General features: G+C 57.0%; 27 protein-coding genes and 1 pseudogene. 13 read left to right on the top strand and 15 right to left on the bottom strand.

Going from position 1 to position 25,771, the window contains the following annotated elements; genetic code table 11:
• Positions 1-66: 66 nt before the first annotated feature.
• The 5 genes from AAC850_RS08895 to AAC850_RS08875 form a co-directional block, all read right to left on the bottom strand.
• Positions 67-894: a glycosyltransferase gene (locus AAC850_RS08895; RefSeq protein ID WP_340588363.1), complete on the bottom strand. Its 828-nt coding sequence runs from the start codon at positions 892-894 to the stop codon at positions 67-69.
• A gap of 33 nt (positions 895-927) precedes the next feature.
• Positions 928-1,926 (bottom strand): glycosyltransferase family 2 protein, encoded by a 999-nt coding sequence (locus AAC850_RS08890; RefSeq protein WP_340588362.1) that lies wholly within the window; start codon positions 1,924-1,926, stop codon positions 928-930.
• Positions 1,919-3,115, bottom strand: a complete 1,197-nt coding sequence (locus tag AAC850_RS08885; RefSeq protein WP_340588361.1) for a glycosyltransferase family 4 protein — start codon at positions 3,113-3,115, stop codon at positions 1,919-1,921. The genes AAC850_RS08890 and AAC850_RS08885 overlap by 8 nt, the downstream gene beginning before the upstream one ends.
• A 50-nt stretch (positions 3,116-3,165) precedes the next feature.
• Positions 3,166-5,283 carry a GumC family protein gene (locus tag AAC850_RS08880; RefSeq protein WP_340588360.1) on the bottom strand — a complete coding sequence of 706 codons (2,118 nt, stop codon included), beginning with the start codon at positions 5,281-5,283 and terminating at the stop codon, positions 3,166-3,168.
• Between the two features lie 116 nt (positions 5,284-5,399).
• Positions 5,400-6,260 (bottom strand): polysaccharide biosynthesis/export family protein, encoded by an 861-nt coding sequence (locus AAC850_RS08875; RefSeq protein ID WP_340588359.1) that lies wholly within the window; start codon positions 6,258-6,260, stop codon positions 5,400-5,402.
• 51 nt (positions 6,261-6,311) lie between these two features.
• Here AAC850_RS08875 and AAC850_RS08870 point away from each other — a divergent pair, with 51 nt between their 5' ends.
• Positions 6,312-6,926 (top strand): hypothetical protein, encoded by a 615-nt coding sequence (locus AAC850_RS08870; RefSeq protein ID WP_340588358.1) that lies wholly within the window; start codon positions 6,312-6,314, stop codon positions 6,924-6,926.
• Here the strand turns inward: AAC850_RS08870 and AAC850_RS08865 are convergent.
• Both AAC850_RS08865 and AAC850_RS08860 read right to left on the bottom strand, forming a co-directional pair.
• The gene (locus AAC850_RS08865; RefSeq protein WP_340588357.1) at positions 6,868-8,109 is read right to left on the bottom strand and encodes a glycosyltransferase family 4 protein; all 1,242 of its coding nucleotides are present in this window, start codon (positions 8,107-8,109) and stop codon (positions 6,868-6,870) included. The genes AAC850_RS08870 and AAC850_RS08865 overlap by 59 nt on opposite strands.
• The gene (locus AAC850_RS08860) at positions 8,106-9,371 is read right to left on the bottom strand and encodes a nucleotide sugar dehydrogenase (RefSeq protein ID WP_340588356.1); all 1,266 of its coding nucleotides are present in this window, start codon (positions 9,369-9,371) and stop codon (positions 8,106-8,108) included. The genes AAC850_RS08865 and AAC850_RS08860 overlap by 4 nt, the downstream gene beginning before the upstream one ends.
• Positions 9,372-9,521: 150 nt before the next feature.
• Between AAC850_RS08860 and gmd the strand changes: the two genes are divergently transcribed.
• Complete coding sequence (gene gmd / locus AAC850_RS08855) at positions 9,522-10,598, top strand: GDP-mannose 4,6-dehydratase (RefSeq protein WP_340588355.1); 1,077 nt, start codon at positions 9,522-9,524, stop codon at positions 10,596-10,598.
• Positions 10,598-11,536: a GDP-L-fucose synthase gene (fcl, locus tag AAC850_RS08850; protein ID WP_340588354.1), complete on the top strand. Its 939-nt coding sequence runs from the start codon at positions 10,598-10,600 to the stop codon at positions 11,534-11,536. The genes gmd and fcl overlap by 1 nt, the downstream gene beginning before the upstream one ends.
• Positions 11,537-11,542: 6 nt before the next feature.
• On the opposite strand, the gene AAC850_RS08845 is transcribed toward fcl, so the two are convergent.
• Positions 11,543-13,021, bottom strand: a complete 1,479-nt coding sequence (locus AAC850_RS08845) for an exopolysaccharide biosynthesis polyprenyl glycosylphosphotransferase (protein WP_340588353.1) — start codon at positions 13,019-13,021, stop codon at positions 11,543-11,545.
• Between the two features lie 266 nt (positions 13,022-13,287).
• Positions 13,288-13,970, bottom strand: a pseudogene (locus AAC850_RS08840) (IS6 family transposase).
• 351 nt (positions 13,971-14,321) lie between these two features.
• Here AAC850_RS08840 and AAC850_RS08835 point away from each other — a divergent pair.
• The 5 genes from AAC850_RS08835 (at position 14,322) to AAC850_RS08815 (ending at position 16,922) form a co-directional block, all read left to right on the top strand.
• Complete coding sequence (locus tag AAC850_RS08835; RefSeq protein ID WP_340588351.1) at positions 14,322-14,897, top strand: helix-turn-helix domain-containing protein; 576 nt, start codon at positions 14,322-14,324, stop codon at positions 14,895-14,897.
• Positions 14,898-14,965: 68 nt separating this feature from the next.
• Entirely contained in the window at positions 14,966-15,295 is a 330-nt protein-coding gene (locus AAC850_RS08830; protein ID WP_340588350.1) for a hypothetical protein, read from the top strand.
• 45 nt (positions 15,296-15,340) lie between these two features.
• Positions 15,341-15,814 (top strand): hypothetical protein, encoded by a 474-nt coding sequence (locus tag AAC850_RS08825; RefSeq protein WP_340588349.1) that lies wholly within the window; start codon positions 15,341-15,343, stop codon positions 15,812-15,814.
• The gene (locus tag AAC850_RS08820; protein WP_340588348.1) at positions 15,790-16,374 is read left to right on the top strand and encodes a JAB domain-containing protein; all 585 of its coding nucleotides are present in this window, start codon (positions 15,790-15,792) and stop codon (positions 16,372-16,374) included. The genes AAC850_RS08825 and AAC850_RS08820 overlap by 25 nt, the downstream gene beginning before the upstream one ends.
• The gene (locus tag AAC850_RS08815; RefSeq protein WP_340588347.1) at positions 16,371-16,922 is read left to right on the top strand and encodes a hypothetical protein; all 552 of its coding nucleotides are present in this window, start codon (positions 16,371-16,373) and stop codon (positions 16,920-16,922) included. Before AAC850_RS08820 ends, AAC850_RS08815 begins: the two co-directional genes overlap by 4 nt.
• A 17-nt stretch (positions 16,923-16,939) precedes the next feature.
• Here AAC850_RS08815 and AAC850_RS08810 read toward each other — a convergent pair whose 3' ends face one another.
• The 5 genes from AAC850_RS08810 to AAC850_RS08790 form a co-directional block, all read right to left on the bottom strand.
• Positions 16,940-17,476: a hypothetical protein gene (locus AAC850_RS08810; RefSeq protein ID WP_340588346.1), complete on the bottom strand. Its 537-nt coding sequence runs from the start codon at positions 17,474-17,476 to the stop codon at positions 16,940-16,942.
• Positions 17,477-17,745: 269 nt separating this feature from the next.
• A complete protein-coding gene (holA, locus tag AAC850_RS08805; protein WP_340588345.1) occupies positions 17,746-18,780 on the bottom strand; it encodes a DNA polymerase III subunit delta in 1,035 nt (344 codons plus the stop codon).
• On the bottom strand, positions 18,777-19,274 hold the full coding sequence (gene lptE, locus AAC850_RS08800) for an LPS assembly lipoprotein LptE (protein ID WP_340588344.1): 498 nt from the start codon (positions 19,272-19,274) through the stop codon (positions 18,777-18,779). The genes holA and lptE overlap by 4 nt, the downstream gene beginning before the upstream one ends.
• Positions 19,271-21,790: a leucine--tRNA ligase gene (gene leuS / locus AAC850_RS08795; RefSeq protein ID WP_340588343.1), complete on the bottom strand. Its 2,520-nt coding sequence runs from the start codon at positions 21,788-21,790 to the stop codon at positions 19,271-19,273. The genes lptE and leuS overlap by 4 nt, the downstream gene beginning before the upstream one ends.
• Positions 21,791-21,809: 19 nt before the next feature.
• Positions 21,810-22,277, bottom strand: coding sequence for a DUF3576 domain-containing protein (locus tag AAC850_RS08790; RefSeq protein ID WP_340588340.1), 468 nt, complete (start codon positions 22,275-22,277; stop codon positions 21,810-21,812).
• On the opposite strand from AAC850_RS08790, the gene AAC850_RS08785 reads away from it, so the two are divergent.
• The 4 genes from AAC850_RS08785 (at position 22,277) to AAC850_RS08770 (ending at position 24,524) form a co-directional block, all read left to right on the top strand.
• Positions 22,277-22,543 carry a hypothetical protein gene (locus AAC850_RS08785; RefSeq protein ID WP_340588339.1) on the top strand — a complete coding sequence of 89 codons (267 nt, stop codon included), beginning with the start codon at positions 22,277-22,279 and terminating at the stop codon, positions 22,541-22,543. The genes AAC850_RS08790 and AAC850_RS08785 overlap by 1 nt on opposite strands.
• A 101-nt stretch (positions 22,544-22,644) precedes the next feature.
• Positions 22,645-23,409, top strand: coding sequence for a hypothetical protein (locus tag AAC850_RS08780; RefSeq protein ID WP_340588338.1), 765 nt, complete (start codon positions 22,645-22,647; stop codon positions 23,407-23,409).
• Positions 23,410-23,531: 122 nt separating this feature from the next.
• Positions 23,532-24,254 carry an acetoacetyl-CoA reductase gene (gene phbB, locus AAC850_RS08775; protein ID WP_340588337.1) on the top strand — a complete coding sequence of 241 codons (723 nt, stop codon included), beginning with the start codon at positions 23,532-23,534 and terminating at the stop codon, positions 24,252-24,254.
• A 24-nt stretch (positions 24,255-24,278) separates the two neighbouring features.
• Entirely contained in the window at positions 24,279-24,524 is a 246-nt protein-coding gene (locus AAC850_RS08770; protein WP_340588336.1) for a ribbon-helix-helix domain-containing protein, read from the top strand.
• A 9-nt stretch (positions 24,525-24,533) separates the two neighbouring features.
• On the opposite strand, the gene AAC850_RS08765 is transcribed toward AAC850_RS08770, so the two are convergent.
• Positions 24,534-24,776, bottom strand: a complete 243-nt coding sequence (locus AAC850_RS08765; RefSeq protein WP_340588335.1) for a hypothetical protein — start codon at positions 24,774-24,776, stop codon at positions 24,534-24,536.
• 116 nt (positions 24,777-24,892) lie between these two features.
• On the opposite strand from AAC850_RS08765, the gene galU reads away from it, so the two are divergent.
• Positions 24,893-25,768: a UTP--glucose-1-phosphate uridylyltransferase GalU gene (gene galU / locus AAC850_RS08760; protein ID WP_340588333.1), complete on the top strand. Its 876-nt coding sequence runs from the start codon at positions 24,893-24,895 to the stop codon at positions 25,766-25,768.
• The last annotated feature ends 3 nt before the right edge of the window (positions 25,769-25,771 follow it).

Below are 25,771 nucleotides of genomic sequence, written 5' to 3'. Positions count from 1 at the left end.
TAGGCATGTCTCTATCCCTGAAAGTTAATGCGCCACGTGCTGAACATCGGCAAACGCAATTCTCCGCTAGCTGCGCAAACTGTCGCCCCTAATTAGCACCCGGACAGGTTTCAGCGTGGTGATGATCAGTTCGCGCAAGCTGCGCAAGGGATAGAAGACGAGCCTATCGAGCAAAATTGCTCCCCTGTCTGATCTAACCAGAGGGGTGGATGGCCGCATGTTAAAGCTGGCAAGAACTTTTGCGCTTCCAAGCCGTTTGCCTTTGATCCGATTGGTAACATTGTCGCCATGCACGACCTGAAGCCAAAGCGGCTTGGTGTTGACCTGCTTTACCGAGAAGGTTTTGGACAGGAGATGGTGCGGGACGGACCAGATCGTGCGCAAATCATCAACCTTTTCGACGAGAGAGGCAAATGGGTTGCTATCGTCTGCTGCCCCGTAAACGCGTCCTGCACGAAGCGCGACGCCGTGCCGAAAATTAATGACAGTCCCATCTCCAGCATCGTCAGCCGCAATTCGTACTTGAGCGAGATAATCTTGTGAAATAGCATCGTCATTGTCGAGACGGGTCGTGACAACGCGCCGCGTGCCTGGCTGGAGAAGTGCTGCGATATCTCCCGCAACTTGCGACATTTCCCGCACTCTGACGAAATGTGGAACGAAAGGCGTCACGATTTGCGCTGCCTTGATGCGGCGGCGGAACTCGTCAGGCGTCGCTTCGTCGAAATAGATCAGCCATGTAAATCCCTCAGCGTTTTGTGCCGCCATGCTTGGTAGGCAATATCTTTCAAAGAGGTCAAACCTGCGGGCTAGCCAACCCGGAGAATTTCGGATGGCCATTTCGCGTCCGGGCGTTGCAATGTTGAACCGGGTGAGGACGAAATGTTCAAGCACGCAGACACGCTCCTTGCAAATTTTGTCGCCACGTCATGTAGACACGGACCTTCCAGTTTCCAGCGCCCCTTCAGAAAGTCTGGCGGTCAGGCCGCGCTGCGGATCATAGCCTGCCAACCAGAGCTCGGGGCGTGTAGCCATCAATCGATACGCTTCGCCCAAGCGCGCCAGATCCGGCCTTAAGCGTCCCAACAGTTTTCCAGCAAAGTACCGTTCAAACGCCGCCAGCCAGAGCAAGCCTGCCCCCAAAAAACGGGCCGGGGGCGACCAGTGTTTGCGCAGAAATTGCATCGTACCCGCAGAGCGATAGAGCAAGCGCCGAGCGGAAAGATGATCCCCATGAGCCATCTCATGCATGGCTCTAGCATGGCTGATATGCCAGAGATCATACCCTTGGCGTTCAAGGCGGTAGAACAGATCGACCTCTTCGCAATAAAGAAAAAACTTCCCGTCGAGACCCCCCGCTTCGTCCCATGCCTCCCGACTCAACATGACAAAGCCGCCTGAAAGCACCCTCACCTTGCGGTCTTGGTCATAGTCATGGCTCGCGCGGTGTCCCGCCAAGGAGTGTCCGAGGGCTGCTGAGGCGAATTCGAGTAAGGACGGTATGGCTATTGCATTGCCAACGTCGGGTTGCCCGGCGTCATCCATCGTCACCCCGCCCCACGCAGCAGCTTCGGAGTGCCGTCGTGCCGCATCGACGAGGATATCTATCGCTTCTTCGCAAAGAAACATGTCTGGGTTGAGCAACAGCAGATATGGCGCGCAAGCATGCTCGGCGAGTAAATTATTGCCTCGTGCAAATCCAATGTTCCCCTGGCTTGTTATGATGCGAACATAGGGAAAGCGTTCTTCTACAAGCGCCTGTGATCCGCCATCGCCATTATCGACAAACAAGATTTCAACACGCGTCCGCTGCGATGCATGCGCAACAGCTTCGATACAGCGCTCGATAAGCTTCTGCGAATTGTAGGCTACTACCAGAATTGATACTTCCGGCACGTCAAGCGGTTGATCGTGAGAATCAGACACTGCCTTCCCCCACAGCTTCCATCAGTGCGCGGGTGTAGTTCTGCTTTATGGATGTACGGGCGAAAATCTGCGGCCCGCCCGCATCCTGCCACCTTCGCAGCGCGGACTTTGTCTCAGCTTCGTGATCAATCATGCGCTCAATCGCTGCTGCAATCTGATCCGCTTTCATCGGGTCGACAAAAAGGGCGAATGCACTGTCTTTGAAATATCCGTCAACGGCCCTGCCTTCGGGATATATGATCGGACATCCGGCGAACAGCGCCTCGGTGAAGACGAGACCGAAGGATTCCCTTCTTGAAGGCAAGACAAAGGCCGAAGCAGAGTTGAGCCTTTCGCCAATCGCATCGCGAGACAATGCGCCTTCGAAAGTCACGTTTTCGAGATCGCCCACCAGCGCTTTAGCAGCGGCACGATCGGCATCGTTTCCGTCTCCCACAATAGCGAGAGATATTTTTCGTCCCCGTCGCTCAAGAATGTGCAACGCAGCTACCAGCCCAGAGAGGTTCTTGTTCTTCAACCCGTGCAGATGGAAGATCGTGAGAAGGCCATTACCGCCTGTCTTTGGAGGCAGAATTGCATCGAGTTCGGTCGGAGGGGGAACGATTGTGCTCGAACCGGCTCGCGAACCAAGTCGCGCCTCAATCGCCTCAAGCGACCATGGCGCGAAACTCATGACCTGCGCCGCACCATGAAATATCCGTCGGAACAGGGGGCGCAAGTCCGGCCGTGCGCGCAGGATCTTCACATCCGTATTGCCCTGGATTGTCAGGGCGTAAGGCCGATCAACTATGGCGGCGGCGTGCGCAACCGCAATACCCTCCACCGTCAGCTTGTGTCCGATCAGCAGGTCCGGCAATTGCTTTTCCCGAAGCATGTCTTGGGCGATCACATTTCCAAGCTGGCGCAGCATTGTAGCGTGCATGATCCCGCGCGGAGGAGCACGATAAGACAGCGCGACACCATCGGCAAAAGCACGGCGCTCATATTCGAGTTCCGGCGTACCCGCTCCTTTTATCGCTGCGAGCGCAGTTCGGAAGGGCGCAACGGCCCCGCGGTTGATCGACACGACGCGGTGGGTGAAACTATCCTTCGTCAGTTCGAGCAAGGCGCGAATTACCGGCGTCTTACGCTCGATGAAAGGATCCGGAAAATCCGCTGAAAGGTGCGCGATGATCGGCTGTCGGGTCATGTACATCAGTCGTCCGATAGCGGCCCGAAAGGACCGACGCTTCAGCTACGTCAAGATTTGGAATCGTAGGCGTAGTAGCTGTATTGATAGCTGTAGCTTTGGCCGGCATCGAGCGCGCGGAACTTTGTCACGACAGCACCAACCAGATTTGCATCCACGTCGTTAAGGCGACGCACGGCCGTCCGCACTCCGCGCGATTTTGCCTGATTTGCCTCGACGATGAAAACAACACCCTCGACGAACCGTGTCAAAAGGGGCGCATCGGCAATCCCCAACACGGGCGAACCATCGATGATGATGAGATCGTAATGCGGTCTGACCTTCTTGAGAAATTCAGGGATCAGCCCCGACGAGAGGATGCCGATGGGATCCCCAGGAACTTCGCCGACGGGCACAAAATGGAGATTGTCCACGCCTACATCGATTAGCACTTCGCTTAATTCGACTCGGCCGAACAGGACTTCAACGATACCCTTTTCCTGACGCGATTTCCCAAATAGCGAATGAAGAGCCGGACGGCGGAGATCCATATCAATCAGCAAGACCTTGCGGCCAATTTCGGCATATTTCGTTGCGATGGCAGCGCTTGACGTAGATTTGCCTTCCGCAGCTTGGCTGCTGGTGAACTGGATGATCTTCTTCCCGCTCGAGGAAAAGACATAGTCCAGCGTAGCGCGGATGGACGCGTAGGCTTCGCTGATGGGACTGAAGCTGTTGGTTATCTCGCCCTCGACACCTCTATGGACATAAGGGGTTTGGCCAAGGGCTGTAAGTCCCATGCGCCGCTCAACATCATCGACAGATCGCAACCTATCGTCCAGCAATTCGCGAAGCACAGCCAAGGCCACCGCGAGCGCACTGCCCAACACGAGCGCGATAAACAGGTTCTTGAACAAATTGGGAGATGCCGGGGCATCCGACGGCCTTGCCCTGTCGAGCAAGGTGTAGTCGTTACTGCGCAAATTGGCAGCGGAGGAAATCTGGTTGTTACGCTCCATCAGGTTCTCGAGCTGAGAACGCAGCGCCTGCACTTCACGATCGATAATATTGTATTGAACCCGGCGATCCTGCTCGTCGAGTGACGCATCGGACACCTGAGCAAGTTCGCTACGCAGGGCGTTCTCCTGGCGGGCGGCAATCTGGAACTCATCCCGGATGCTGTTCTTGATCTGCGCACTTGTAGACGCGATCTCTTCCTGGATTGCTTCGATCTCAGACGATACTTCCTGCACCTCAGGGTAATCATCCTGATAGCGCTCGCGCAGATCTGCCAGACGTCCGCGGCGTTCCGACAAACGCGCACGTAACGACTGGATTTCGCCATTGTCGCGCACTGCGGCAATTTGTACCGCGGGAGTGCCGGCAATTGCACGCCAGCGCTGTTCGGCCTGGATGCGCCGCGCCCGCGCGTCCGTATACGCCTCGTTCACCTGCATCAAATTGGAGGCCGTCAGAGTCGGCGAGGTGCCCGATGCGGATGAAGAATCTTCCGCCGGGGAAGCAATCGGCTGCGCGATGATCTGGTTGGCGCGAGCATAGGCGATAGCCCTCATTTCCGCATCGCGCAATTCGGCCCTTATATCGGCAATCTCTCCTTCGAGGAACTCGCGCGCGTAGGAATTGGCTTCGAGTGACTGGTTGATGTCATCGATCAGAAAATTTTCGGCGTAGCCGTTGGCGATTTTAGCTGCGAGCATGGGATCGGGCGAATAATAACCGATTTCAATGATCTGCGTAATATCGAGAACCTGCGTTTCCAGTCCTTCAAGCAAAATGCCCGCTGCCGCCTGACGTCGCTGCTCCTCAAACATTTCTTCACTAACGCCATCAGGACGAGGGGTCGTGGCCAATTCACTCAGAAACGCCTCGTTCTCGTCGAGATTTAACGAGTCTACGACGCGCAAGGCCATATCGCGGCTCTCGATGACCCGAGTAAGTGTGGCCAAAAAAGTGGGGACCTGGGACGGGTTTATGTAGGGGTCGGAAAGGTCCTGCCCTTCAACGATCGTGCTGGTGCTTGTATCGATCCGCACCGTTGCGGATGCGCGATACGTCGGCGTCGTCAACATGGTCAGCACGAGGCCTGCGACAAGTGCAAGCCCGATCACGCCCATCAGCACATAGCGTTGCCGCCACAAGATCGCGCGAACATTTTCCATTTCAAACATGCCGACGGGGCGTGTTTGCTCATTCCCCGTTCGATCACTTTCGGGAAGATAGCGGTCAGCTAGTCCTTCGGCAGGACGCTCTGCGGAGCCTGACTGTGACATCTATTTTCTCGCCATCAAATCTGAGTAAACAATGCGAAGACCGGCAGAGAGCGAAGCACATCCTGCCAGAATTGTGAAAGGCTGTCGGTGCCAACGATTACGCGATCTCCCGGCTGCAGCAATGGGTCGATCGTCCTGCCGGCTTGCACCGCCCGATAATCGAATTTGGCAATCGCAAGGCCTTCTTCATTGTGACGGAATATCGCGATATTTGCTGCGTCGGCTACGCGTGTTGGCCCGCTGGCGAGCGCGATCGCGCCAGACAAACGTGTGCCGGGCTGAAAACTGTAAATTCCCGGGGTCTCGACTTGCCCCTCGACCGTTACGACATGCGATGCAGTTTCCAGCACATTCACGGCGACATTCGGTTCACGAAGATACCTCGCGCCGAGCAGTACTTCGAGGTGCTGTTCCATCTCTCGAGGGCTTTTGCCGGATGCCTGGTACGGCCCCAGAAGGGGCAGCGAAATGAAACCGTCGGAACCTACAGTCACGCGCGGCAGGGAGAGTCCCTCTTCGCGAAACACCGCCACGGACAGGACATCCATGGGGCGAATGACGAAGTCCGATGTTCGCGATTGCTCCAATACATCCTGGCCAAGCGCTGCATTTGCCTGAGGCGATACTGGACCCGACTTAATCTCCGGACCACTGGCACAACCGGCAAGTGCGAGACCCACTGCACAGATCAACGCAAACGATGGCCAGCAGCGCCGTTCTGAAAAGTCGTTGATACTTATTGCCACCCAGGCCACTCCATTTCGGCATTGATTAGAGAAGGCCATTAGCCATAGGTCTGCAACGCGACAACCCGTATCTATAAAGGCGTTGCAACCATTCCGCACTGCAACGAAGCCACGGGGCTGAAATTGCATTCAGTGTGCGAGTCTATTATCTGGCCCAAGCTAGCCATAGGATAAATTGGGATGACACTAACATCGCTCTTCTCGGTGGCGGTCTACCTTGCGGTCATGCTGGTATGTATCGTTGCAGCACTGCTTGCACATCGCGATGGCGCGCCGCATCGACATATCCTGAGCTGGGCGCTAATCGGAAGTTGCTTTGTTATCCTGATGGCGAACAGGATCGGCAATATTGAACATCAATTGCGCGAAACTCTTAGAGCAGCTCTCCGTGACAACAGCCACTTGTCATACAATGACAGATGGGATCTCCAAGCACCGCTCTTCGTGCTTGTCGTCGTGATTGCATTGCTGCTGGTCTATTTCGCATGGCGATCCTGGTCGCGAACGCGGAATTCGAAGAGGATCAGATATCTGCTGGCAGCCCAAATCGCAATTCTCGCCTTTTTACCGCTATTGGCGCTGCGACTGATTTCGCTACACGCAACTGACGAGCTTCTTTATTCAGGGCCTATCAGGTTAAATTGGATTCTGGATGGACTGTTGACCGGAATTGTTGGGCTGTCGGCTTTACTTTACATTCGCAGATTGAGACAAAAACCGCAGGCTCTTCATACTCCTAATCACAAACAGCGTGATAGGCACGCAACAAAGGCTCGATCTGACGAGTCCAATTGAGATCATCTTCGACTCGCTTGCGGCCAAATTCACCCATTCTTGAGCGGCGAACTGGATCATCTAACAATTCCACAATCATCTCCGCCATGTCGATCGGATCGTTAGCCTTGGCATACAATGAGGCTTCCTGCGCCGAGAACCGCCCCTCGGTCACGTCAAACTGGACCATCGCCTTGCCGAGCGACATGTATTCCATAATCTTGTTCATGGTCGACTTGTCGTTCATCGAATTCACTCGGTCTGGATTCACTCCAATGTCCATAGTGGAAAGTACTTCGAACAATTCCTGATCAGGTGCGCGGCCGGTGAAATGAATCCATTCATTCAGACCACAATCCGCGACCATCCGCTTAAGACCGGATAGCGCTGGTCCGCCGCCAACAAGCACAAACCGGATGTCGTGCCGATCCATCTGGTGCACCAGATGGTCCACCGCTTCGATGAGCAGATCAATCCCCTCCTGCTCGCCCATAACGCCGACATAGCCGACCATGAAGCGCTTGCCGTCCTTCAATGCCTGGTTGGGTTCAACGCGCTTCAAACGAGACAAATCAGGGCCGGAGCGCACGACAAACACCTTGTCGGGCTCCATGCCTCCACGCTCGATGGCAATCCGTTTGTAGCTTTCATTGGTAGCGATCGAGGCATCGGCTGCTTTGAAGGTCAGCTTTTCGAAAAGCACCATCAGCTCCCAGAAGAACCCGCGCTTGTCGAACTTGGCTTCATACAATTCGGGATTGATGTCGTGGTGATCAAAGATGTATTTCACACCGAACAGCTTGAACGGCAGTGCGACCAGAAAAATCAGGTCGGGCGGGTTGCAACCTTGAATGACATCCAAACCACGTTTGAAGAAAATCCGCCACGCAAGCACTGTTTCCCAAAACAGCGCAGCGCCATATTCCACCAAGAAGCCCAACGGGCCATTGGCTTCCAGCGGAAGCGGGTGACGATAGATGTGGACGCCTTCAATTTCCTCGTAGCGCTTTTCATATCCCTTACCGATGGGACATATGACGGATACTGTGGCCCCGGCAGCTTTCAACGTCCGCGCTTCCTGCCAGACACGCCGATCGAAGGGCAGGGGCAGGTTCTCCACCACGATAAGCAGGGATTTACCTGCAAGCGGCTGACCTTCAATATGGGACGGGAAAGCGAATTTTTCTTCAGCTTGCGCGGTCAATTGATACTGCTCACATCCATTATCGGCGTGTCGCCCAGTTCCAGCGTATCGGCCAGTCGATTGGTCGCAATAATGCGTGAATAGCCGCCAGCCTCCGCAGTGGTTTGATCGACCAGCAGGGTTTCGATCGCGGGCAGGAAAGCAAAGGTATAGCCAAGGTTCTGCCCGACGAGCTGCTCAGGCTTCAGCGCAGGATCGAAAATATCGACTTCGAAGCCAGCATCGAGAAACTTGCGCGCCAGATCCACCGCCGGGCTTTCACGCAAATCGTCAGTGTCCTTTTTGAAGGCCAGCCCGACCAGCAAGATCCGCGCGCCGGGTTCTAGGCCCTCGGATGCCTGAACAAATTGATGATGTTTATGCGCTTCATTCGTGCGGATCAGCGAATCCACCAAATGGGTGTTGGCACCAATATCGGCCGCGATATGCTGCAATGCGCGCACATCCTTAGGCAGGCATGATCCGCCAAACGGCCCGCCTGGTCGGGTATAATAGGGCGATATATTGAGCTTGGTATCTGCCACGAAAATTTCGTGCACCTGCCGCGCGGAAATATCGAGGTTCTGGCACACTCGGCCAATCTCGTTCGCGAAGGCAACCTTTGTCGCATGCCAAGTGTTGTCGACGAACTTGGTGATTTCAGCCTCGCGCATTCCGACGTGAAACACTGGTGCGTCAATCGCTTCATGCAATCGCTCCATATTCGCGTTCGGCGTGCCATCCAGCGTTCCGAGGACGATCTTGGGCGGATTAAAATAGTCTTGGATAGCGCTTGCTTCACGCAGAAATTCGGGGTTGTAGACAAGCTCTACCAGCGCGTCAGTCCGCTCGCCCAATTTCGCGCGAAAAATTGGACGGATGATCTGATCGGTCGAGCCAGGGCGCATCGTCGAGCGGTAAGCAACCGTGAGCGGACGGGTACGATCGGTTTTGACAGCATTGGCAATATCGCGGGTAACTTGCACAATGTAGCTCATATCGTGCGCCCCATCGATGCCGCTGGGTGTACCCACGCACACAATGGCAATATCGCAGTCGTCGAGTGCGTCTCCAATTTGGCACGCAGCGCTTAGCCTGCCTTCGCTTTGAGCCTTTGCAATCAATTCATCGAGGCCCGGTTCGCGCACCGGCGAACGGCCAGTGTTGACCTGAGCCACCTTGGCTTCGCTCACGTCGAAACCGACGACCGTGTGCCCCTGATGGGTTATGCAGCCGGCTGCCGTGCAACCGACGTAGCCGAGCCCGAATATGGCTATCTTCAAGTGAGTGATCCCTTCATCGGTAATTTTTCCACGCACTAGTGATAGTTACGCGGTGAGCGCAACCGCAATTCTTCCCTTTCGAAGCCCGCCGCCCTTGCGCTTTGCCATTCGATGCGCTTGAGGCTGGCGCAAAGCATCTGAGGAAAACGAATGACCCCTTCGCATTCAGGCAAAACAGCCCTCATTACAGGCGTCACCGGGCAAGATGGGGCTTATTTGGCACCGCTGCTTCTCGAGAAGGGATATGAAGTTCATGGCGTCAAACGCCGCTCTTCATCCTTCAACACCGGCCGTATCGAAGATATTTATCAAGATCCGCATGTCGATAACCAGCGCTTCCACCTGCATTACGGCGATCTGACCGATAGCACCAACCTAATCCGCATAATGCAGGAAGTGCAGCCGGACGAGGTTTATAACCTCGCTGCGCAAAGCCACGTCGCGGTCAGCTTTGAAACGCCCGAGTATACTGCCAATGCAGACGCTGTTGGTACGCTGCGCCTGCTCGAAGCGATCCGAATCCTCAAGTTGGAGGACAAGACGCGCTTTTATCAGGCTTCCACGTCGGAGCTTTATGGGCTTGTACAGGAGGTACCGCAGCGCGAAACCACGCCTTTCTATCCGCGAAGCCCCTATGCCGCGGCCAAGCTTTATGCCTATTGGATTACGGTGAACTACCGCGAGGCCTATGGCATTCACGCGTCGAACGGAATCTTGTTCAATCACGAAAGTCCGATGCGCGGCGAAACTTTCGTGACCCGTAAGATCACACGTGCAGCTGCAGCGATTGCGTTTGGACGGCAGGATAAGCTTTACCTCGGCAATCTCGATGCCAAACGCGACTGGGGTCATGCGCGTGAATATGTGCGCGGCATGTGGATGATGGTCCAGCAGGACGAGTCGGACGATTACGTCCTGGCCACCGGCGTGACCACCGAGGTGCGCGAATTCGTGCGCTGGGCCTTCGAAGATGCCGGCATTCCGGTCGAATTCCGCGGCGAAGGGGTCGAGGAAAAGGGTTATGCGGTCGAAGACGGTCGTCTGCTGATCGAAGTCGATCCGCGCTATTTCCGACCGACCGAAGTGGAATTGCTGCTCGGCGATCCGGGTAAGGCGCACCAAAAGCTCGGCTGGAAGCATGACACTTCGCCGCGTGAACTGGCGCGCGAAATGGTATTGGCCGATCTTGAGCTGATGAAGGCTAAACCCATCGCGGGCGCGGACTGATGGGATATGAGCTTGCCGGCAAGCGCGTTTATGTCGCCGGACACAAGGGCATGGTCGGCTCAGCCATTGTCCGGCGGCTGGCGAGCGAAGGCTGCGACATCCTGACAAGCAACCGCAGCACCGATCTGCGCGAGCAAAGCGCCGTGCGCGACTGGTTTGCAGAGAACCGTCCCGATGCGGTGATTGTCGCCGCAGCCAAAGTGGGCGGCATCCTCGCCAATGACAGCTATCCGGCAGAATTTCTCTACGACAACCTTATGATCGAGGCGAATTTGGTCGAGGCGGCCTACCGTAATGAGGCGGAAAAGCTGCTCTTCCTTGGCTCCTCCTGCATTTATCCGAAAATGGCGCCGCAGCCAATTTCGGAGGATGCGCTGCTTACCGGACCGCTCGAGCCAACCAATCAATGGTATGCGATTGCCAAGATCACCGGGGTCAAGCTGTGCCAGGCCTACCGGAGGCAATATGGCTGCGATTTCATCAGCGCCATGCCAACCAATCTCTATGGCCCCGGTGACAATTTCGACCTCGCCAACAGCCACGTGCTGCCCGCGCTGATCCGCAAGGCGCATGAGGCAAAGGAAGCAGGCGTAGGCAGCATCGAGATCTGGGGCACCGGCTTACCCCGGCGCGAATTCCTGCATGTAGACGACCTCGCCGATGGAGCGGTGTTCCTGCTGAAAGAATATTCGGGAGAGAGCCACGTTAATCTGGGATCGGGTGAAGACCTGCCAATTATTGAGCTCGCCCGGATCGTATGCGACGTTGTCGGCTTTGACGGCAAGATCACGAAGGACATCAGCAAGCCCGACGGCACGCCGCGCAAGCTGATGAGCGGCGATAAGCTCGCCAAAATGGGGTGGGCGCCAAAAATCGGCCTGCGCATTGGGATTGCCGATGCTTACCGCGCTTTTCTTGCCGGAGTGCGCAAAAACTAACTGCGCCTAAAACGCGCGGTCGTGCTTGAGCACGCGGGCGGTCCAAATCAGGATGTGAAGATCGCGCCATAGACTCCAACCTTCGACATATTCCAGATCCGACAACAACCGCTCGGTCAGGTGCGACTCTGTCTCAGTCGCTCCACGATGTCCGCGCACCTGCGCCAGGCCAGTGATGCCAGGGCGCAAACCATGACGCTGCCAATATTTGCGATCGACCTGCCAGAAAAGTTTGCTCCCGACTTTCGACCCCAGCGCATGAGGCCGCGGACCAACCATGCTCATTTCGCCTTTCAGCACATTGATGAGTTGCGGCATTTCATCAATGCTGGTGCGGCGGATGAAGCGGCCGACGCGCGTAATCCGGTCATCATCTTTCGCAGCAGAGCGGGTTCCGTCAATATCGCCTTCGCGCATGGAGCGAAATTTAAGGATATCGAAAAATTGGTTGCCACGACCCACTCGCCGCTGAATGAAAAGGACGGGTCCGCCATCCTCCAGCTTGATCAGCAACGCAGTCAGCATCAGCAACGGTGACAAGATCAGCAATGCCGCGCCAGCGACTACCAGATCGAACAGCCGTTTGATTGCGCGCGCGCGCAAACCTAGCTGCCGCGCAGAAACTTTCAGCGCGGACACTCCGACATTATCATGGTGAACAACCCCCATCGCGCCGATTTCGCGAGAAAGCTGGTGCGTTACTTCTCCGTGTATTCCGGTACCCTTGAGGACTTCTGACCACGCCGCTCGATCCGCTTCGCCGCAGCTGACAATGACCTCATCCATGTTACGAAGATATTGGCCAAGCCGGTTAAGCGACACTGGATCTTCGATGTCCGGCCTCAAGCCATGACGTTCTGCGTGGACGTGGAAAGCAAAGGGCAGGGTAAAGTCCGGCCCGCCGGCCAGAATTACCAACTTGTTAATCGGACTAGGCCCCCAACTGCGGATGATGAGACGCGACGCTAAAATGCGTATGGCGACAATTAGCGAGGAAGAGACAACCAACCCCGTCGCAAAGACAACACGCGAAAACTCTGCATTGCTCTTCAGGAAGAAGGCGAGAAAAATGAGAAGCGCAGCCGAGACAAACAATGCCGCCAATGCCCTGAGCGCAGAGTTTTGCCAGTTTGTTAGGGCACGCCGCGAATAGGTACCATTGTACATTGCGAGGATAACGTAAAGCGGTAAGATACCGTATGCGGTTAACATTCCGCTCCTGAGCCGACCCAAGTCGTCAAAGCTCCCCAAGTAGATGGCTGAGACTGCATAAAAAGCTGTCACGAGGATGGCGAAATCGAGGAGCACCATACCGCAATAGAGCTGGATACGGCGCAGTTCGAGAGACGGAGCAAGTCCATTTTTAGGGGGGGGAGGCAGCCGATCGCTCCTGTCCGAAGCAGGAGCGCCTCGACCAGCGAAAAAGGATGGCGCGGACATCTCTTCACATTCAGATGAACGGTCGATTATGTTCAGATTTTTCAATTTGTGCCTTTAGGAGCAAGTCTTAAGTGCCTGTATCTCATAAATGATTTTTACCAAAGCAAATTGTATAAGAGCGACAAAATTATCATTCCGGTGTCTCAAATCGGCATCAAAGCAATCGAGTTTATCGCAACTGCCATTCGATCGAAAAATCTCGTCGTTGACTTTGAGACTCTGCACGTTTGGCACCAACAGATTGACGAGTGCAGTCAGTCTAATCGCAACTCGTCTCTGATCAGCGCAAGAGCCCTTTGCCCGCTCGGCTCTCAAGCCATCAGGTTTTGCCACTCAACCAGGGCGGCTGAGCGAGAGGTCTTGTAGGTTTGTCGATCGGTGAGGTGGCGTTCTGCGTTGAAACGATTGTGGACGCTTGCATGTACTGAGGCGAACTTTTGCAGTGATCTCAACTGCCTGAAATTGAGCATGGCCCTCTCTCGTCGTCGAAAGGGTAGGTGCGAGTTTTCTACTCGATTGTTCTGCCAGATCCCCATCTCCTGACATTCTAGATTGCCAAGGTCGCGCATCGCTGCCGGATAGGATTTGAGACCGTCGGTTACGATAGTCTTGGCCTTGCTGTGATGCTTGAGCGACTTCTTGAGGAAGTGCAATGCCGCAGACTTGTCTCGTTTCTTGGTGACGTAGCTTTCAAGGATTTCACCTTCATGGTCGACGGCTCGCCACAGGTCATGCGTCTCGCCGTTGATCTTCACAAACACCTTATCGACGTGCCAACGCCAGTTTCTGAAGCTTCGCATCCGGCTGATCCGCTGGCATCGGATATCGGCTGCAAACAGCGGACCAAACCGGTTCCACCACATACGAACCGTCTCATGACAGATGTCGATGCCGCGATCTGCCAGCAGATTCTCGACATCATAACCAGACGGATAATCTCCGGCGATGAGTTGAAATAACGGAACGGACGGGCTGGCTTCTTGGGTCTGGGCATGGCTCTGCCCTCGCCTATCGGCAATATTTCGCTAGCCGGGGCATTTGCTCTGACAGCGCCCGCAATCCCCCGCAATATGTATTGAAATTAATGGAAACTTGGTCATGATGTTACGATAATGCCGAGATTACCTGAAGGAGGGTATTCTGAGCAATACCGATACTCGAAAAGCACCGGATGCAAAAATCGATTCGCTCTCGCTTGCGGAAGAATTGCTGGCCGATCTCGACTTGGCGGGCGAAGCCATGGCAGCAGCGCACATGTCGCGAGTGGTCGACACCCTGAAAGCCCGTTAGTAGCTAGTGCCGGAAAAGCTTGAAATTTTGGAGCGGAATAGCTTATTTTGACTATATGGCTGGCTTTAACTGTTCCAAAATCAGACTCTCTGATCTTCCCGCGAAGCAGCTGGAAACCGCAATCCTTCTTGCCGAAGGATTGACTGGTAAGGAAATCGCTGCGCGCTTGGCGATTTCACATTCTGCTGTAGCACAGCGAATCGAGACGCTTCGCCGCAAGTTTGGCGGCATTACGAAAAGCGAGTTGGCTCGCCTGGCACGCGAAGAACTTTCGAGCACGGAAATAACGCGACCATTCCCCACGGCTGTCGGCGGAAGTGAGACAACGCTCGATGAGAGAGCCTGTATAAAATATACAGGGCAAAAAAATCATCTCCCAAACGCCTCCGATCACGGCGAAGACACCGCTCGGAACCGGCCCGATACCGAGTTGCTATTTTCCGATGCGTTTGCAGTTGATGCAACGCCTCCGTGGATAGGGCGACAGGATGAACGGTTGGTCCCGGAGGTGCTCGACGGGGAAAATGCCACGGTCGCGCGCTGGGCTTACGTCGTTGGCGCGGCGATTGGATTGGCGATTTTGTTGCTTGTCCTTCTCGCCGTGGCCGACACGCTCAGCGACTTGGCCTGAACCTTCTCCGCCTCTGGTCATGATGATCACACCGCCTAATTCGAAGCGGCAGGTGAAGGAGTTGAAATATGAAAATGTCCGTAGAATGCGCCGGACGTCGCGTAGCCGAGAATCTCGCCTTCGCCGAAGATCTCGCCAACCAGAGTTTGCATGCACACGCCAAACTGATGCAGAGCATGATGGAGGTGCGTACGCGGACAGAAGTTGCCCCATATGAAGGCATGACTGCCGTGATGCGCGTTCAGGCAGCCATGTCCAAGCTCGTCGAAGCGCAAGGTGAAATCGCCAAGGCGCACAAATCCCTGCGCAGCGACTTCACAAGGATCACGGCGATCCCTGATGATGGAACCCGGTGCCCGACAGAGCCCTTCATCGAAGCAGTAAAAACAGCGGCGTAACGCGGTCTTGACCAGCAGGCGACTTTATGATCGGGCGGACCATACATGGTAATCCTGCTCATCGAAAACCGCCACTATCTACAATACGGATTGTTCGCCGCGCTGGCGATCTGGGCTTGGTTTCGCGGCGAGGCTCCCGAAAGGCAGATAGGCTTGATCTTTGTCGCAGCGATCGCCCTGCAGATCATCTACCGTCAGTTCGTTCCACAGACACTCTCACGAGAGATAGAAGTCCCGTATCTGATGCTCGACATTTTGATGTTTGTAGCGTTCTCGTCAGTCGCCTTGCGAGCTAACAGGATATACCCTTTATGGATTCTTGCAGCACAATTGATTGCAGTGCTCATGCATTTTCAACGCGGCGTTCTCGAAGAAATGGCACCGCTGGCTTACTGGGTGCTGATCCGGCTTCCATCCTATTTGCAGATGTTGGCTTTCGCAATCGGTGTTTGGAAACAAAGTCGCAGAAAGGCGCGTGGCCTGCAGAGCAGACCTTGGCGGCTTACCTCACGCCCCTGATCGGAGATCAGGCAGGCGTGGTCGCGCGGCAATTGCTGGCACATTTTGGCACGATCGCACGTTCTGTCGATGCATCGCCCGAAGCGCTGGTCGCTGCCTTGCCGCAGCATAACGCTGCAGCCGCGGCCATTTGTGCCGCGCGCGAGCTGATGCGCTTTGCGGCAAACGAGCAATTGGTTGGCCAAAAAGTGCGTTCGGATGACAAACTGCTGCATGGCTACCTGCGGGCTAGACTGCACAACCCGGTAGAAGAACGAATGCACGCGATTTTTCTTAATCAAGACCATATCTTTTTGGCCGGAGAGGACGTGGCCGTCGGTACTCTTGGGGCCATGCTGATGCGTATCAGACATTTAGTCCATCGCGCCCTCGACTTGGGCGCCAATGGCCTGCTGATCGCGCACAACCATCCCTCCGGATCGTGCCGGCCAAGCGATAGTGATTGCAAATCTACCGAAGACTTAATTTCGATCGCCCACGCGCTCGAAATTCAGGTCATTGATCACCTTATAATTAGTACGGACGGAATATTCAGCATGCAAAAAGGGCAGCAAATATGAAACAGGATGAGTCTCATGCGCGCGCAGCCAGGCTACGGGCAGTGGCGCACGACATGCTTGCCCTCGCCAACGAACTGGAGAACAAATACACTGTTCGAAAGGGAGCAATCTTCGCCTACGAACTCGCGTCTTTGCAGGCGTTGGGCGCATGTGCATCCAAGGAATTCGTCGATCGCCAACGACGGCATAAGTCGTTCGACGCCGACGTGTTCGGCGAACCGTGCTGGGACATGCTGCTATACCTCTTCGTGAAGAGTGTCGAGAAGCAGCGTGCGCGGAAGTCGCAGGTCCTGATCGCATCGGGTGTACCGGCATCTACTGCAACGCGCTATTTTTCGGTGCTTCAGGAGATGGGGTACTTGGAATCGGAGTTATCGTTGACCGACAACCGTGTGCAGTTCGTCACACTGACGAATGATGGCATGGCGCGTATGTCGTCCTGCCTTGCAAGGCAAATGCGGGCCGATCAAACAGGCTTTGAAAGCCTTAACGACATGATCGAGGGCAACCGACAACGAACGCCATCCCATGTGATTGCCGACAACTGAGGTCGTTCAGCCATTCGCTAGTTTCGGAACTGCGCCTTAAAGAGGGAGGCCGGTGCGGTGTTGCCGCCTGCCAATTTGATCATGGCTTGCGCAGCCGCACCGATCCGCGCCATAGGCTCACTATGACTTTTAAACGAAATCTCGTCGGCCATGCCAGGGACGACGATCGTACAGATTGTCCGCCCGTCAAGTGAGCGAGACATCATGAACCCGTGCGGTGTATCCCGAAGCAATTCGGCAACAGCGGAATCCGAAGCGCCTAATTCAAGCAATTGTTCGATTCTCGATGTATTTTCCTCGACGTCGACGAAACTCCGAACCTTGCCGGTAGCAAGTTCAAGATGAGCGAGGAGGAAGCCCAAACAGTCAAGCTCATCCTCACGGGTGCGTGCTTCCGCACAAAGGGGGAGCCACGCTTCGAGCTTCTCGTGCCAAGTGTCAGACTGTTTTTGCTGGCGATTGGACCGGCTCCAAAATCGAGTTCTCTCCATTTCCGATGTATCATCAAACTTACGAAAAATGTCAAACGACGAGATTGGATTGGGAGCGACCATCAACCAAATTTCCCCACCGCTTTCTGCTATGCATGAGCTTGAATTTCTAATCCCCTTTTACCCCTACACCCCCCTTGCGCGATATCGCCAGTTGACGCTCAAGGCACCAGAGCAACAGCGCGACTAGAAGCACTCCTTAGACGAGCGGCCAGCACCTTCCAATGAACTGCACCTCCTACGCAGCGATTAGGTCTCCGAGCTCCCCTAGTTATATGACTCATCGAACAGGCTAGTGCTACGCCGATGCCAACATCACGCCTGCCGAGGACTCACCGTCGCGCCGCTGCATACCGCGCAATCTGCGTCAATTCGCGCGCCAACAGCAGCTCGGCAGTCTGGCTGTTGGCCAACAAAGAGCGGTGCAGATCGGCAAGGCGCGGGACGAGGCGTTCCAGCTTGCCTCCGCTCCATCGCATGAGCTGGTCGCCAACTTCGCGGTGCTCCTTGAAAAACACTCCGTTGGCGCGCAGGAATTGCTTCATGTCATCGCCGCGACGCAGCTTTGGCGCGAGAGTAGCCAATTGCGCGGCGCGCCGCTCCATCGCCAGCGCTACGCCCACCGGATTGAGGGAAACCTCGCGCATCCGCGCCAGTTCACGCGGCAATTTGCCAAGTTCACCGCCGAGTGCCGCGTTGACCAGCGGCATGAAGCCATCTTCCTCGGTACTCGCACCCACCGCGTCCCATGCGGCCTGGTCGGCTGTCTTGGGCGCACGCGGCGAAGCATCGAGATAGAGCGCAAGCTTGTCGACTTCGGACTGCGCCAGCCGCACGTCCATGCCCGCCGCACGGGCTATCGTCTCGGCGATCGATCCGTCCAGACGCATCCCCGCCGCATCGGCCATGGCGCGCACATCGCTCGTGACCGACCTGAGGTCCGGCGGATAGAATATCGCCACAAGCGCATCGTCGCGCTTGATCAACAGCTTGGCGCTGCGCGACTTGTCGGTGGCAGAGGTGGCGACGATGAATATCGGCCAGCCGTAAGTGACCTCGCCGCGATCAACCAGCTCGCACCAGCTGGCGATGGCGTCATGCGCCTCCTCACCCGAAACGCGCGCAAGGATATGGCGGACATCGCCGAACAAGGAGGTGGAGCGCGCTTCATCGACCAGACGCGAAGGATCGGATTTCAGTTCACCGCCCGACAGATCGACCCGCTCGCCCGCCTCGGGCAAATGCCCGATCAATTTCGCGACGGCGGCGGAGGCTCCGGCCTCGTCCTGTCCGCAAAAAAAGAACAGGCGGCAATTCGCACCCGCGCGCTTCGCGGCCTGTGCGTAGTCGCGCTGGTTGGCCTTCATTCGCCCTGGTCGCGCAAAACGCGCGAAAGCCGCACCACGATCTGGTCGGCCACATCCTGCGTCAGGTTTTCGAGCGCCGTCTGTTCGGCGGCGATCGTCGCGTACTCGCTGCCGACAACATCGATACCGGCATCGGAACCTGCGGTCGCGTCGACGATGATGGTATCGGTTGAAAGGTCGACGAGTTGATAGCGTGCCCGCAAGGTGCGACGCTCGCGCCCGATCGTATCGTCGGTGAGGAGGCCCAGCCCTTCCAGCTGGTCATCCAGCACAACATCAAGCCGGTATTGAGTCCCACCGCCGCTTGCGCCGCGCCCGAGGCGATCCGAAAGCGCGTTGCGCATCAACCAGCCTTCGTCTCCGGGAATGGGCGCCACATCGATCTGCGCAAGGCTTCTTGCGACCGTGCCGTTCGATCCGCCTGCGTAAATCGGCTGGAGGCCGCATCCACCCAGCAATGCAAGTGCGGCAAGAGGAGCGAAGAAACGTATCATGCGACGATATTCACCAACCTGTCGGGCACCACGATCACCTTGCGAATTTCCGCTCCATCGATTGAACGCTGGACCTTCTCACTAGCGAGCGCAAGCGCTTCGAGTGTCTCTTTCGACGCCCCCTTGGGCGCGGTGAGCGTATCGCGCAGCTTGCCCATGTGTTGCACCGCGATGGTCACTTCGTCTTCGACCAGCAGCGACGGATCGACGTCCGGCCAGGCAGCCTCCGACACCAGTCCGCTTTCGCCCATTGCTTGCCAGCCTTCTTCGGCCAGATGCGGCATCATGGGAGAGGCCATGAGAAGGAGCGAGCGGATCGCGTGGTTGCGATCCTCGGAAGGAGCGGCCTTCTCTGTCGCACTGGTGAGCTCGTAAAGCCGCGCTACTGCCTTGTTGAAGGCGAGCGCTTCAATATCGTCGGCAACCGCCGCGATAGTCTGATGGGTCTTGCGAGCGAGGCCCTTGTCCTCACCACTTGCTGTTGGATCGTAGTGGCCGAACAGGCGCCAGAGCCGCTGGACAAAGCGCCCGCAGCCCTCGATCCCGGCTTCGGACCACGGAAGGTCGCGCTCGGGCGGACTGTCGGACAGCATGAACCAGCGCACCGCGTCGGCGCCGTAATCACGGATGATGTCTTCCGGGTCGACCACGTTCTTCTTCGACTTGGACATCTTGATGACCTTGCCGATCTGCACAGGCTTCCCGTCCGCCTTCAGCGTCGCGCCGTCCCCCGTGCGGTCTACATCGGCGGGCATGAAGTATTCTTCACGCGCGCCGTCTTTCCGGCTGTATGTTTCATGCGTGACCATGCCTTGCGTGAACAGGCTGGCGAAAGGCTCCTTCACATCCAGCTTCCCGCAGCGCGCCAGCGCGCGGGTCCAGAAGCGGGCATAGAGCAGATGAAGGATCGCATGCTCGATTCCACCGATATACTGGTCGACCGGCATCCATTTGGCGACTTCTGCCGCGTCGAAGGGCTTGTCTGCCGGCTGGCTGGCAAAGCGAAGGAAATACCAGGAAGAATTGACGAATGTGTCGAGCGTATCGGTCTCGCGCTGCGCGTCGCTGCCGCATTTGGGGCAGGCGACATCTTTCCATGTCGGATGGCGCAGCAATGGATTGCCCGGCTTCGAGAAATCAACGTCCTCGGGCAATTTCACAGGAAGCTGATCTTGCGGAACCGGCACCACGCCGCAGTCATCGCAATGGATGAAGGGAATGGGGGTGCCCCAGTAACGCTGGCGCGAAACTCCCCAATCGCGCAGACGCCAGACCGTGGTGCCCTTGCCCCAGCCGCCAGCCTCGGCACGTGTGATGACCTCGCGCTTGGCAGCTTCGACTTCCATGCCGCTGAGGAAATCGGAATTGACGATTACACCGTCACCCGCCTCGGCCTCGCCATCGAAAGGCTCGCCGGCATCCTCCACGCTCGCCGCGACAACGCGCGGGATCGGCAGGGCGTATTTGGTGGCGAATTCGAAGTCGCGCTGGTCATGGCCGGGAACCGCCATGATCGCGCCGGTGCCGTAATCCATGAGAACGAAATTGGCGATGAACAGGGGCAGATGCTCGCCGGTGAACGGGTGCTTCGCGCCGATGCCGGTATCAAAGCCCAGCTTCTCCGCCGTCTCCAGCTCGGCAGCGGTCGTCCCGCCGCGCTTGCACTCCGCGATGAACTTTGCCGCCTCGCAATTGTTCGCCGCGACCGCCTGTGCAACCGGATGATCTGCTGCCACGGCGACAAAGCTCGCGCCGAAGATCGTGTCAGGCCGCGTCGTGTAGACGGGCAAGGTCTCGCCGTTCGAAAGCTCGAATGCGAATTCCAAACCCTGCGATTTGCCGATCCAGTTTTCCTGCATCAACCGCACTTTCTGCGGCCAACTTTCAAGTGCCTGCACGCCGGCAAGGAGTTCGTCGGCAAAGTCGGTGATCTTCAGGAACCACTGGTTCAGCTTGCGCTTCTCCACCTCGGCGCCGCTGCGCCAGCCCTTGCCGTCGATCACCTGTTCATTGGCAAGCACGGTCATGTCGACCGGATCCCAATTCACTTCGCTTTCCTTGCGGTAGACGAGCCCGTTCTCGAACAGCTCGATGAAAAGCGCCTGCTCGTGGCCGTAGTATTCCGGATCGCAGGTGGCGAACTCGCGTGACCAGTCGAGCGCAAAGCCCAATTGCTTGAGCTGGCCCTTCATCGTCTCGATGTTCTGATAGGTCCAGCCTGCGGGGTGGACGCCCTTTTCCATCGCCGCGTTTTCGGCAGGCATCCCGAATGCATCCCACCCCATCGGGTGGAGCACTTCGTCACCGCGCATCTTGCGATAGCGCGCCAGCACATCGCCCATGGTGTAATTGCGCACGTGGCCGATATGGATGCGCCCGCTGGGATAGGGGAACATCTCCAGCACATAGCTCTTCGGCTTGTTGCTATCGCTGTCCGCCTCGAAACAGCGCGCCTCGTCCCACGCAGCCTGCCAGCGCCTGTCGGCGACAGACGGATCGAATCTTTCGTTGGTCATGACGGTCCCCTAGCGGGACTTAGTTGACGGTGGAACGTCTAAGGTCGCGCGCCTTGGTCAAAATGATGTCTTCGAGCCGCTGGATCGTGGCAGCCTGCACTTCGGCCTCGACCCATGTGCCGTTCTGGTTGACCTGGCGGCTGGCAGCAACGCGCAAGGCATCAGCGCGCAAATCCTGGTCGAGGATGGAAACCGAGACCTTTACCCGTTCGCCCGGGCTGTTGGGATTCACATACCAATCGGTGATCAGCACGCCGCCCGCACTGTCTGCCGTGGCAAACGGCATGAAAGACAATGTCTCCAGGCTCGCACGCCACAAGTAGGAGTTTACGCCGATCGAGGTGACTTGCGACGCTGCGAGATCTGCCCGCAACCGTTCGTCATTGCCTCCGCCACATGCAGCAAGTGCGAAGCTGGCAAGGCCGACGAGGCCAGCGCCGGCAAGGCGACGGAAACGGGAAACCGGGGCGGAGGTGGATTGGGCCATTGTCAGTCCTATTGATCGCGATTGCGGACGCCATCGCCTGCATTCGCCACTTCGAAGTTCGCCGCTTCTATACAAGCCGCATGGCGCGCGGCAAGGCGAAGCGGCAAGATTGCGCACAAATGCGCCGCAAAGGCGTGAACGCGCGCTTAATGCGGCGCGAAAGCAGATTCGACTTGCTGAACGAATTTGTGCCGCAAGAGCAACAGTATCGCAAAAGACAGCTAAGAGACTCGCATTTAGTGGAAAATTTCATCTGGATAGCCTAGCTATCGAGTCGCAGATGATGCGCCGTAGTGATTCTTTCGTTAATTGGCGGTGCATCGGGCGGGGAGTAGATGGTGTCATTATGGGCAAGGCTCGTAACAGCATGGTAAGCAAGGTGGCGCTCGCAGCGTCCGCCACGCTGCTGGCTGTCGCATTGCCAAGCTCGGTTTTCGCCATCGGCTTTTTCAGTGATGATGGCGACGCGCAGAGCGCCAGCCAGTTCGCCTTCACGCCTGCATCCGCTGATCCCGATATCGCCGAACTGGTCGCGCAGGCGTCTGGTGGACAGGCGCGAATGATGCGCTTTACGCCTGCCAGTGCCGCTACTTCTCGCGTCGAGCGGTCGGTTACGGTCGCAGTTCGCGTTGACCAGCAGACGGCCCAGGCGCTCTCCAGTGCGGTTGTCGGCACATCGCGGGACGGCATGGTCGGCGGACTTCGCGTTGCACCCACACGCTACAATCTTGGTCTGGCACGCGGGTATGGCAGTTTTGCGATGGGCTCTTCGCAGCCTGCCGCTCGTTCTGCTATCGAAACGGGCGCACGTTCGCCGGTTGTCTCGCGTTCGCTGTCTGACGCCAATATTCCGGACCTTTCCTCGTTTGTCCCGCGCACAAGCAAGCGTGACGAGCAAAGCCGCTTTGCTGCGCGCGTTGAGATGGACGACAATGCGCCCATCGGCACCAGCGATTCGCGCGCGACGGTCAGCGATCAGTTGCTCGATGTCGGCGGCAGCTACCGCCTGACCGACAATCTCAACATCACCGCCGGTGTGCGTTACGAGCAGGACCGCGATATCGTTCCGCTGCCTGAAATCGACCAGAAGGACAGCCAGGCTGTCTATATCGGAACGCAGTTCCGCTTCTAGATCCCGGAAATTCGTATTCGAAGCCCCGCCTTGGCGGGGTTTTTCTTTGCGCTTTGCCCCGGCGCTGCCGTAAGAATGCGGCACGACCCGAATCCAAAAAACAGAAACAGTGGAGAGAAGATATGGCCCGTGTTGCAGTCGTCACCGGAGGAACTCGCGGTATTGGCCGTGCAGTCTGTGAAATGCTCAAGGAAGACGGCTTTACTGTCGTCGCAAGCTACGCCGGCAATGACGATGCCGCCCGCGCCTTCACCGATGAGACGGGCATTGCAACCTACAAGTTCGATGTGGGAGACTTCGATGCCACGCAGGAAGCTTGCGCCAAGATCGCGGAAGAAGTCGGCCCGATCGACGTGGTGGTCAACAATGCCGGGATCACGCGCGACGGAACGCTCCTGCGCATGAGCTATGAAGAATGGGACGACGTGATGCGCACCAATCTGGGTGGCTGCTTCAACATGGCGAAGGCCGCATTTGCCGGTATGAAAGAGCGCAAGTGGGGCCGCATCATCAACATCGGTTCGATCAACGGCCAGGCCGGCCAGTATGGTCAGGTCAACTACGCCGCTGCGAAGAGCGGCATTCACGGCTTTACCAAGGCATTGGCTCAGGAAGGTGCGCGTTACGGCATCACCGTGAATGCGATTGCGCCGGGCTATATCGACACTGACATGGTCGCCGCAGTGCCGGAAAACGTGCTCGAAAAGATCGTTGCCAAGATCCCCGTCGGCCGTCTCGGCCAGGCGAGTGAAATCGCACGCGGCGTATGTTTCCTCGCTGCCGAAGAAGGCGCCTTCGTCACCGGGTCGACGCTGTCGATCAACGGCGGCCAGCACATGTATTGATCCAGGCGGGGTGGTGAGTATCCAATGACAGATATTTACCACCCACCCGTCAAACGTTCGGTAGAGATCGCCGGGCACAAGACCTCGATCAGCCTCGAACCCATGTTCTGGGAATTGCTCCAGGGCGTCGCTGCGCGTGATGGTGTGCCGCTCAACGCAGTTGTTGCACGTATCGATGCCGAACGGCTCGAGGCCGAGCATCCGCCCGGCCTCGCAACTTCTGTCAGATTGTGGCTCGCTGCCGATTTACAGCGGGCTGACGGTCAATAGATCGCTGGCCTAGTAGTTGGCGGGCGGATCGCTTGCGGGAAAACTTTCGTCGCTTTCCTCGTCAACCTTGTCCCAGGTGTCTTTCTGGGGCGGGTCCTTCATCGCCTTCGGACCGGAATTGCGAACCTGCGCGAAGTTCGACCCGCCGGCTTCGCCTTCTGCAAAGGCTTCGTTCTGCCGCGACTTGCGATCTTCGTAAAATCGGTACCCGGCGTAACCCAGGGCACCCAGTGCTGCGAGCTTGATAATCATTGAAACCTCCTATGCTTTGCCCGAACAACGCATGACGAGCGCGAAAGTTCTGTGGAATCGCATTGCCAAGAGAATGGCGGTTGACCGCGTGGCTGAGGCCTTCCACTAAGCTGCGCATGAGTATCCGGAAACCAATCCGCAAAGCCGTGTTCCCCGTCGCCGGACTGGGCACGCGCTTCCTCCCTGCTACCAAGGCAATTCCCAAGGAGTTGCTCCCGATCGTCGACCGGCCGCTGATCCAATATGCAGTGGATGAGGCGCGCGAGGCGGGTATCGAACAGATGATCTTCGTCACCGGACGCGGCAAGACCGCCATCGTCGAACATTTCGACGTGGCCTATGAACTCGAAACCACCATGGGGGAGCGCGGCAAGGACCTGGGGGTCCTCGATTCCAGCCGCTTTACACCTGGCGACATGATTACCGTGCGCCAGCAGGTTCCGATGGGCCTGGGTCATGCAATCTGGTGCGCCCGCGCTATCGTGGGGGACGAACCCTTTGCGATCCTGCTGCCCGACGAGATGATGGTCGGCAAGCCGGGCTGCATGGCGCAGATGGTCAATGCATATAACGAAGTGGGCGGAAACCTGATCTCCGTTCTCGAAGTGCCGCACGAAGCGGTATCGAGCTACGGCGTGATCGATCCGGGCGAGAGCCGCGGCGCACTGACCGAGGTGAAAGGCCTCGTCGAGAAACCTCCTGTGGACGAAGCGCCGTCGAACAAGATCATTTCCGGCCGCTACATCCTCCAGCCAGAGGTGATGCGCACGCTCGAAACACAAGGCAAGGGCGCAGGCGGCGAAATCCAGCTGACCGATGCCATGGCGCAGATGATCGGTACGCAACCGTTCCACGCTGTCACCTTCGAGGGCCGTCGTTATGACTGCGGCAACAAGTTGGGCTTCGTCGAAGCGACGCTTGCGCTCGCCTTGGAGCGAGAGGATATGGGCGATGATGTGCGCGCCATGGCGCACCGGCTGCTCGCCGAATAGGCT

The organism is Erythrobacter alti, assembly GCF_037996805.1.
In the GTDB taxonomy this organism is placed as follows: domain Bacteria; phylum Pseudomonadota; class Alphaproteobacteria; order Sphingomonadales; family Sphingomonadaceae; genus Alteraurantiacibacter; species Alteraurantiacibacter alti.
The sequence above is the reverse complement of the archived record's forward strand: the minus strand, read 5'-3'. Positions and strand labels throughout refer to the sequence as shown.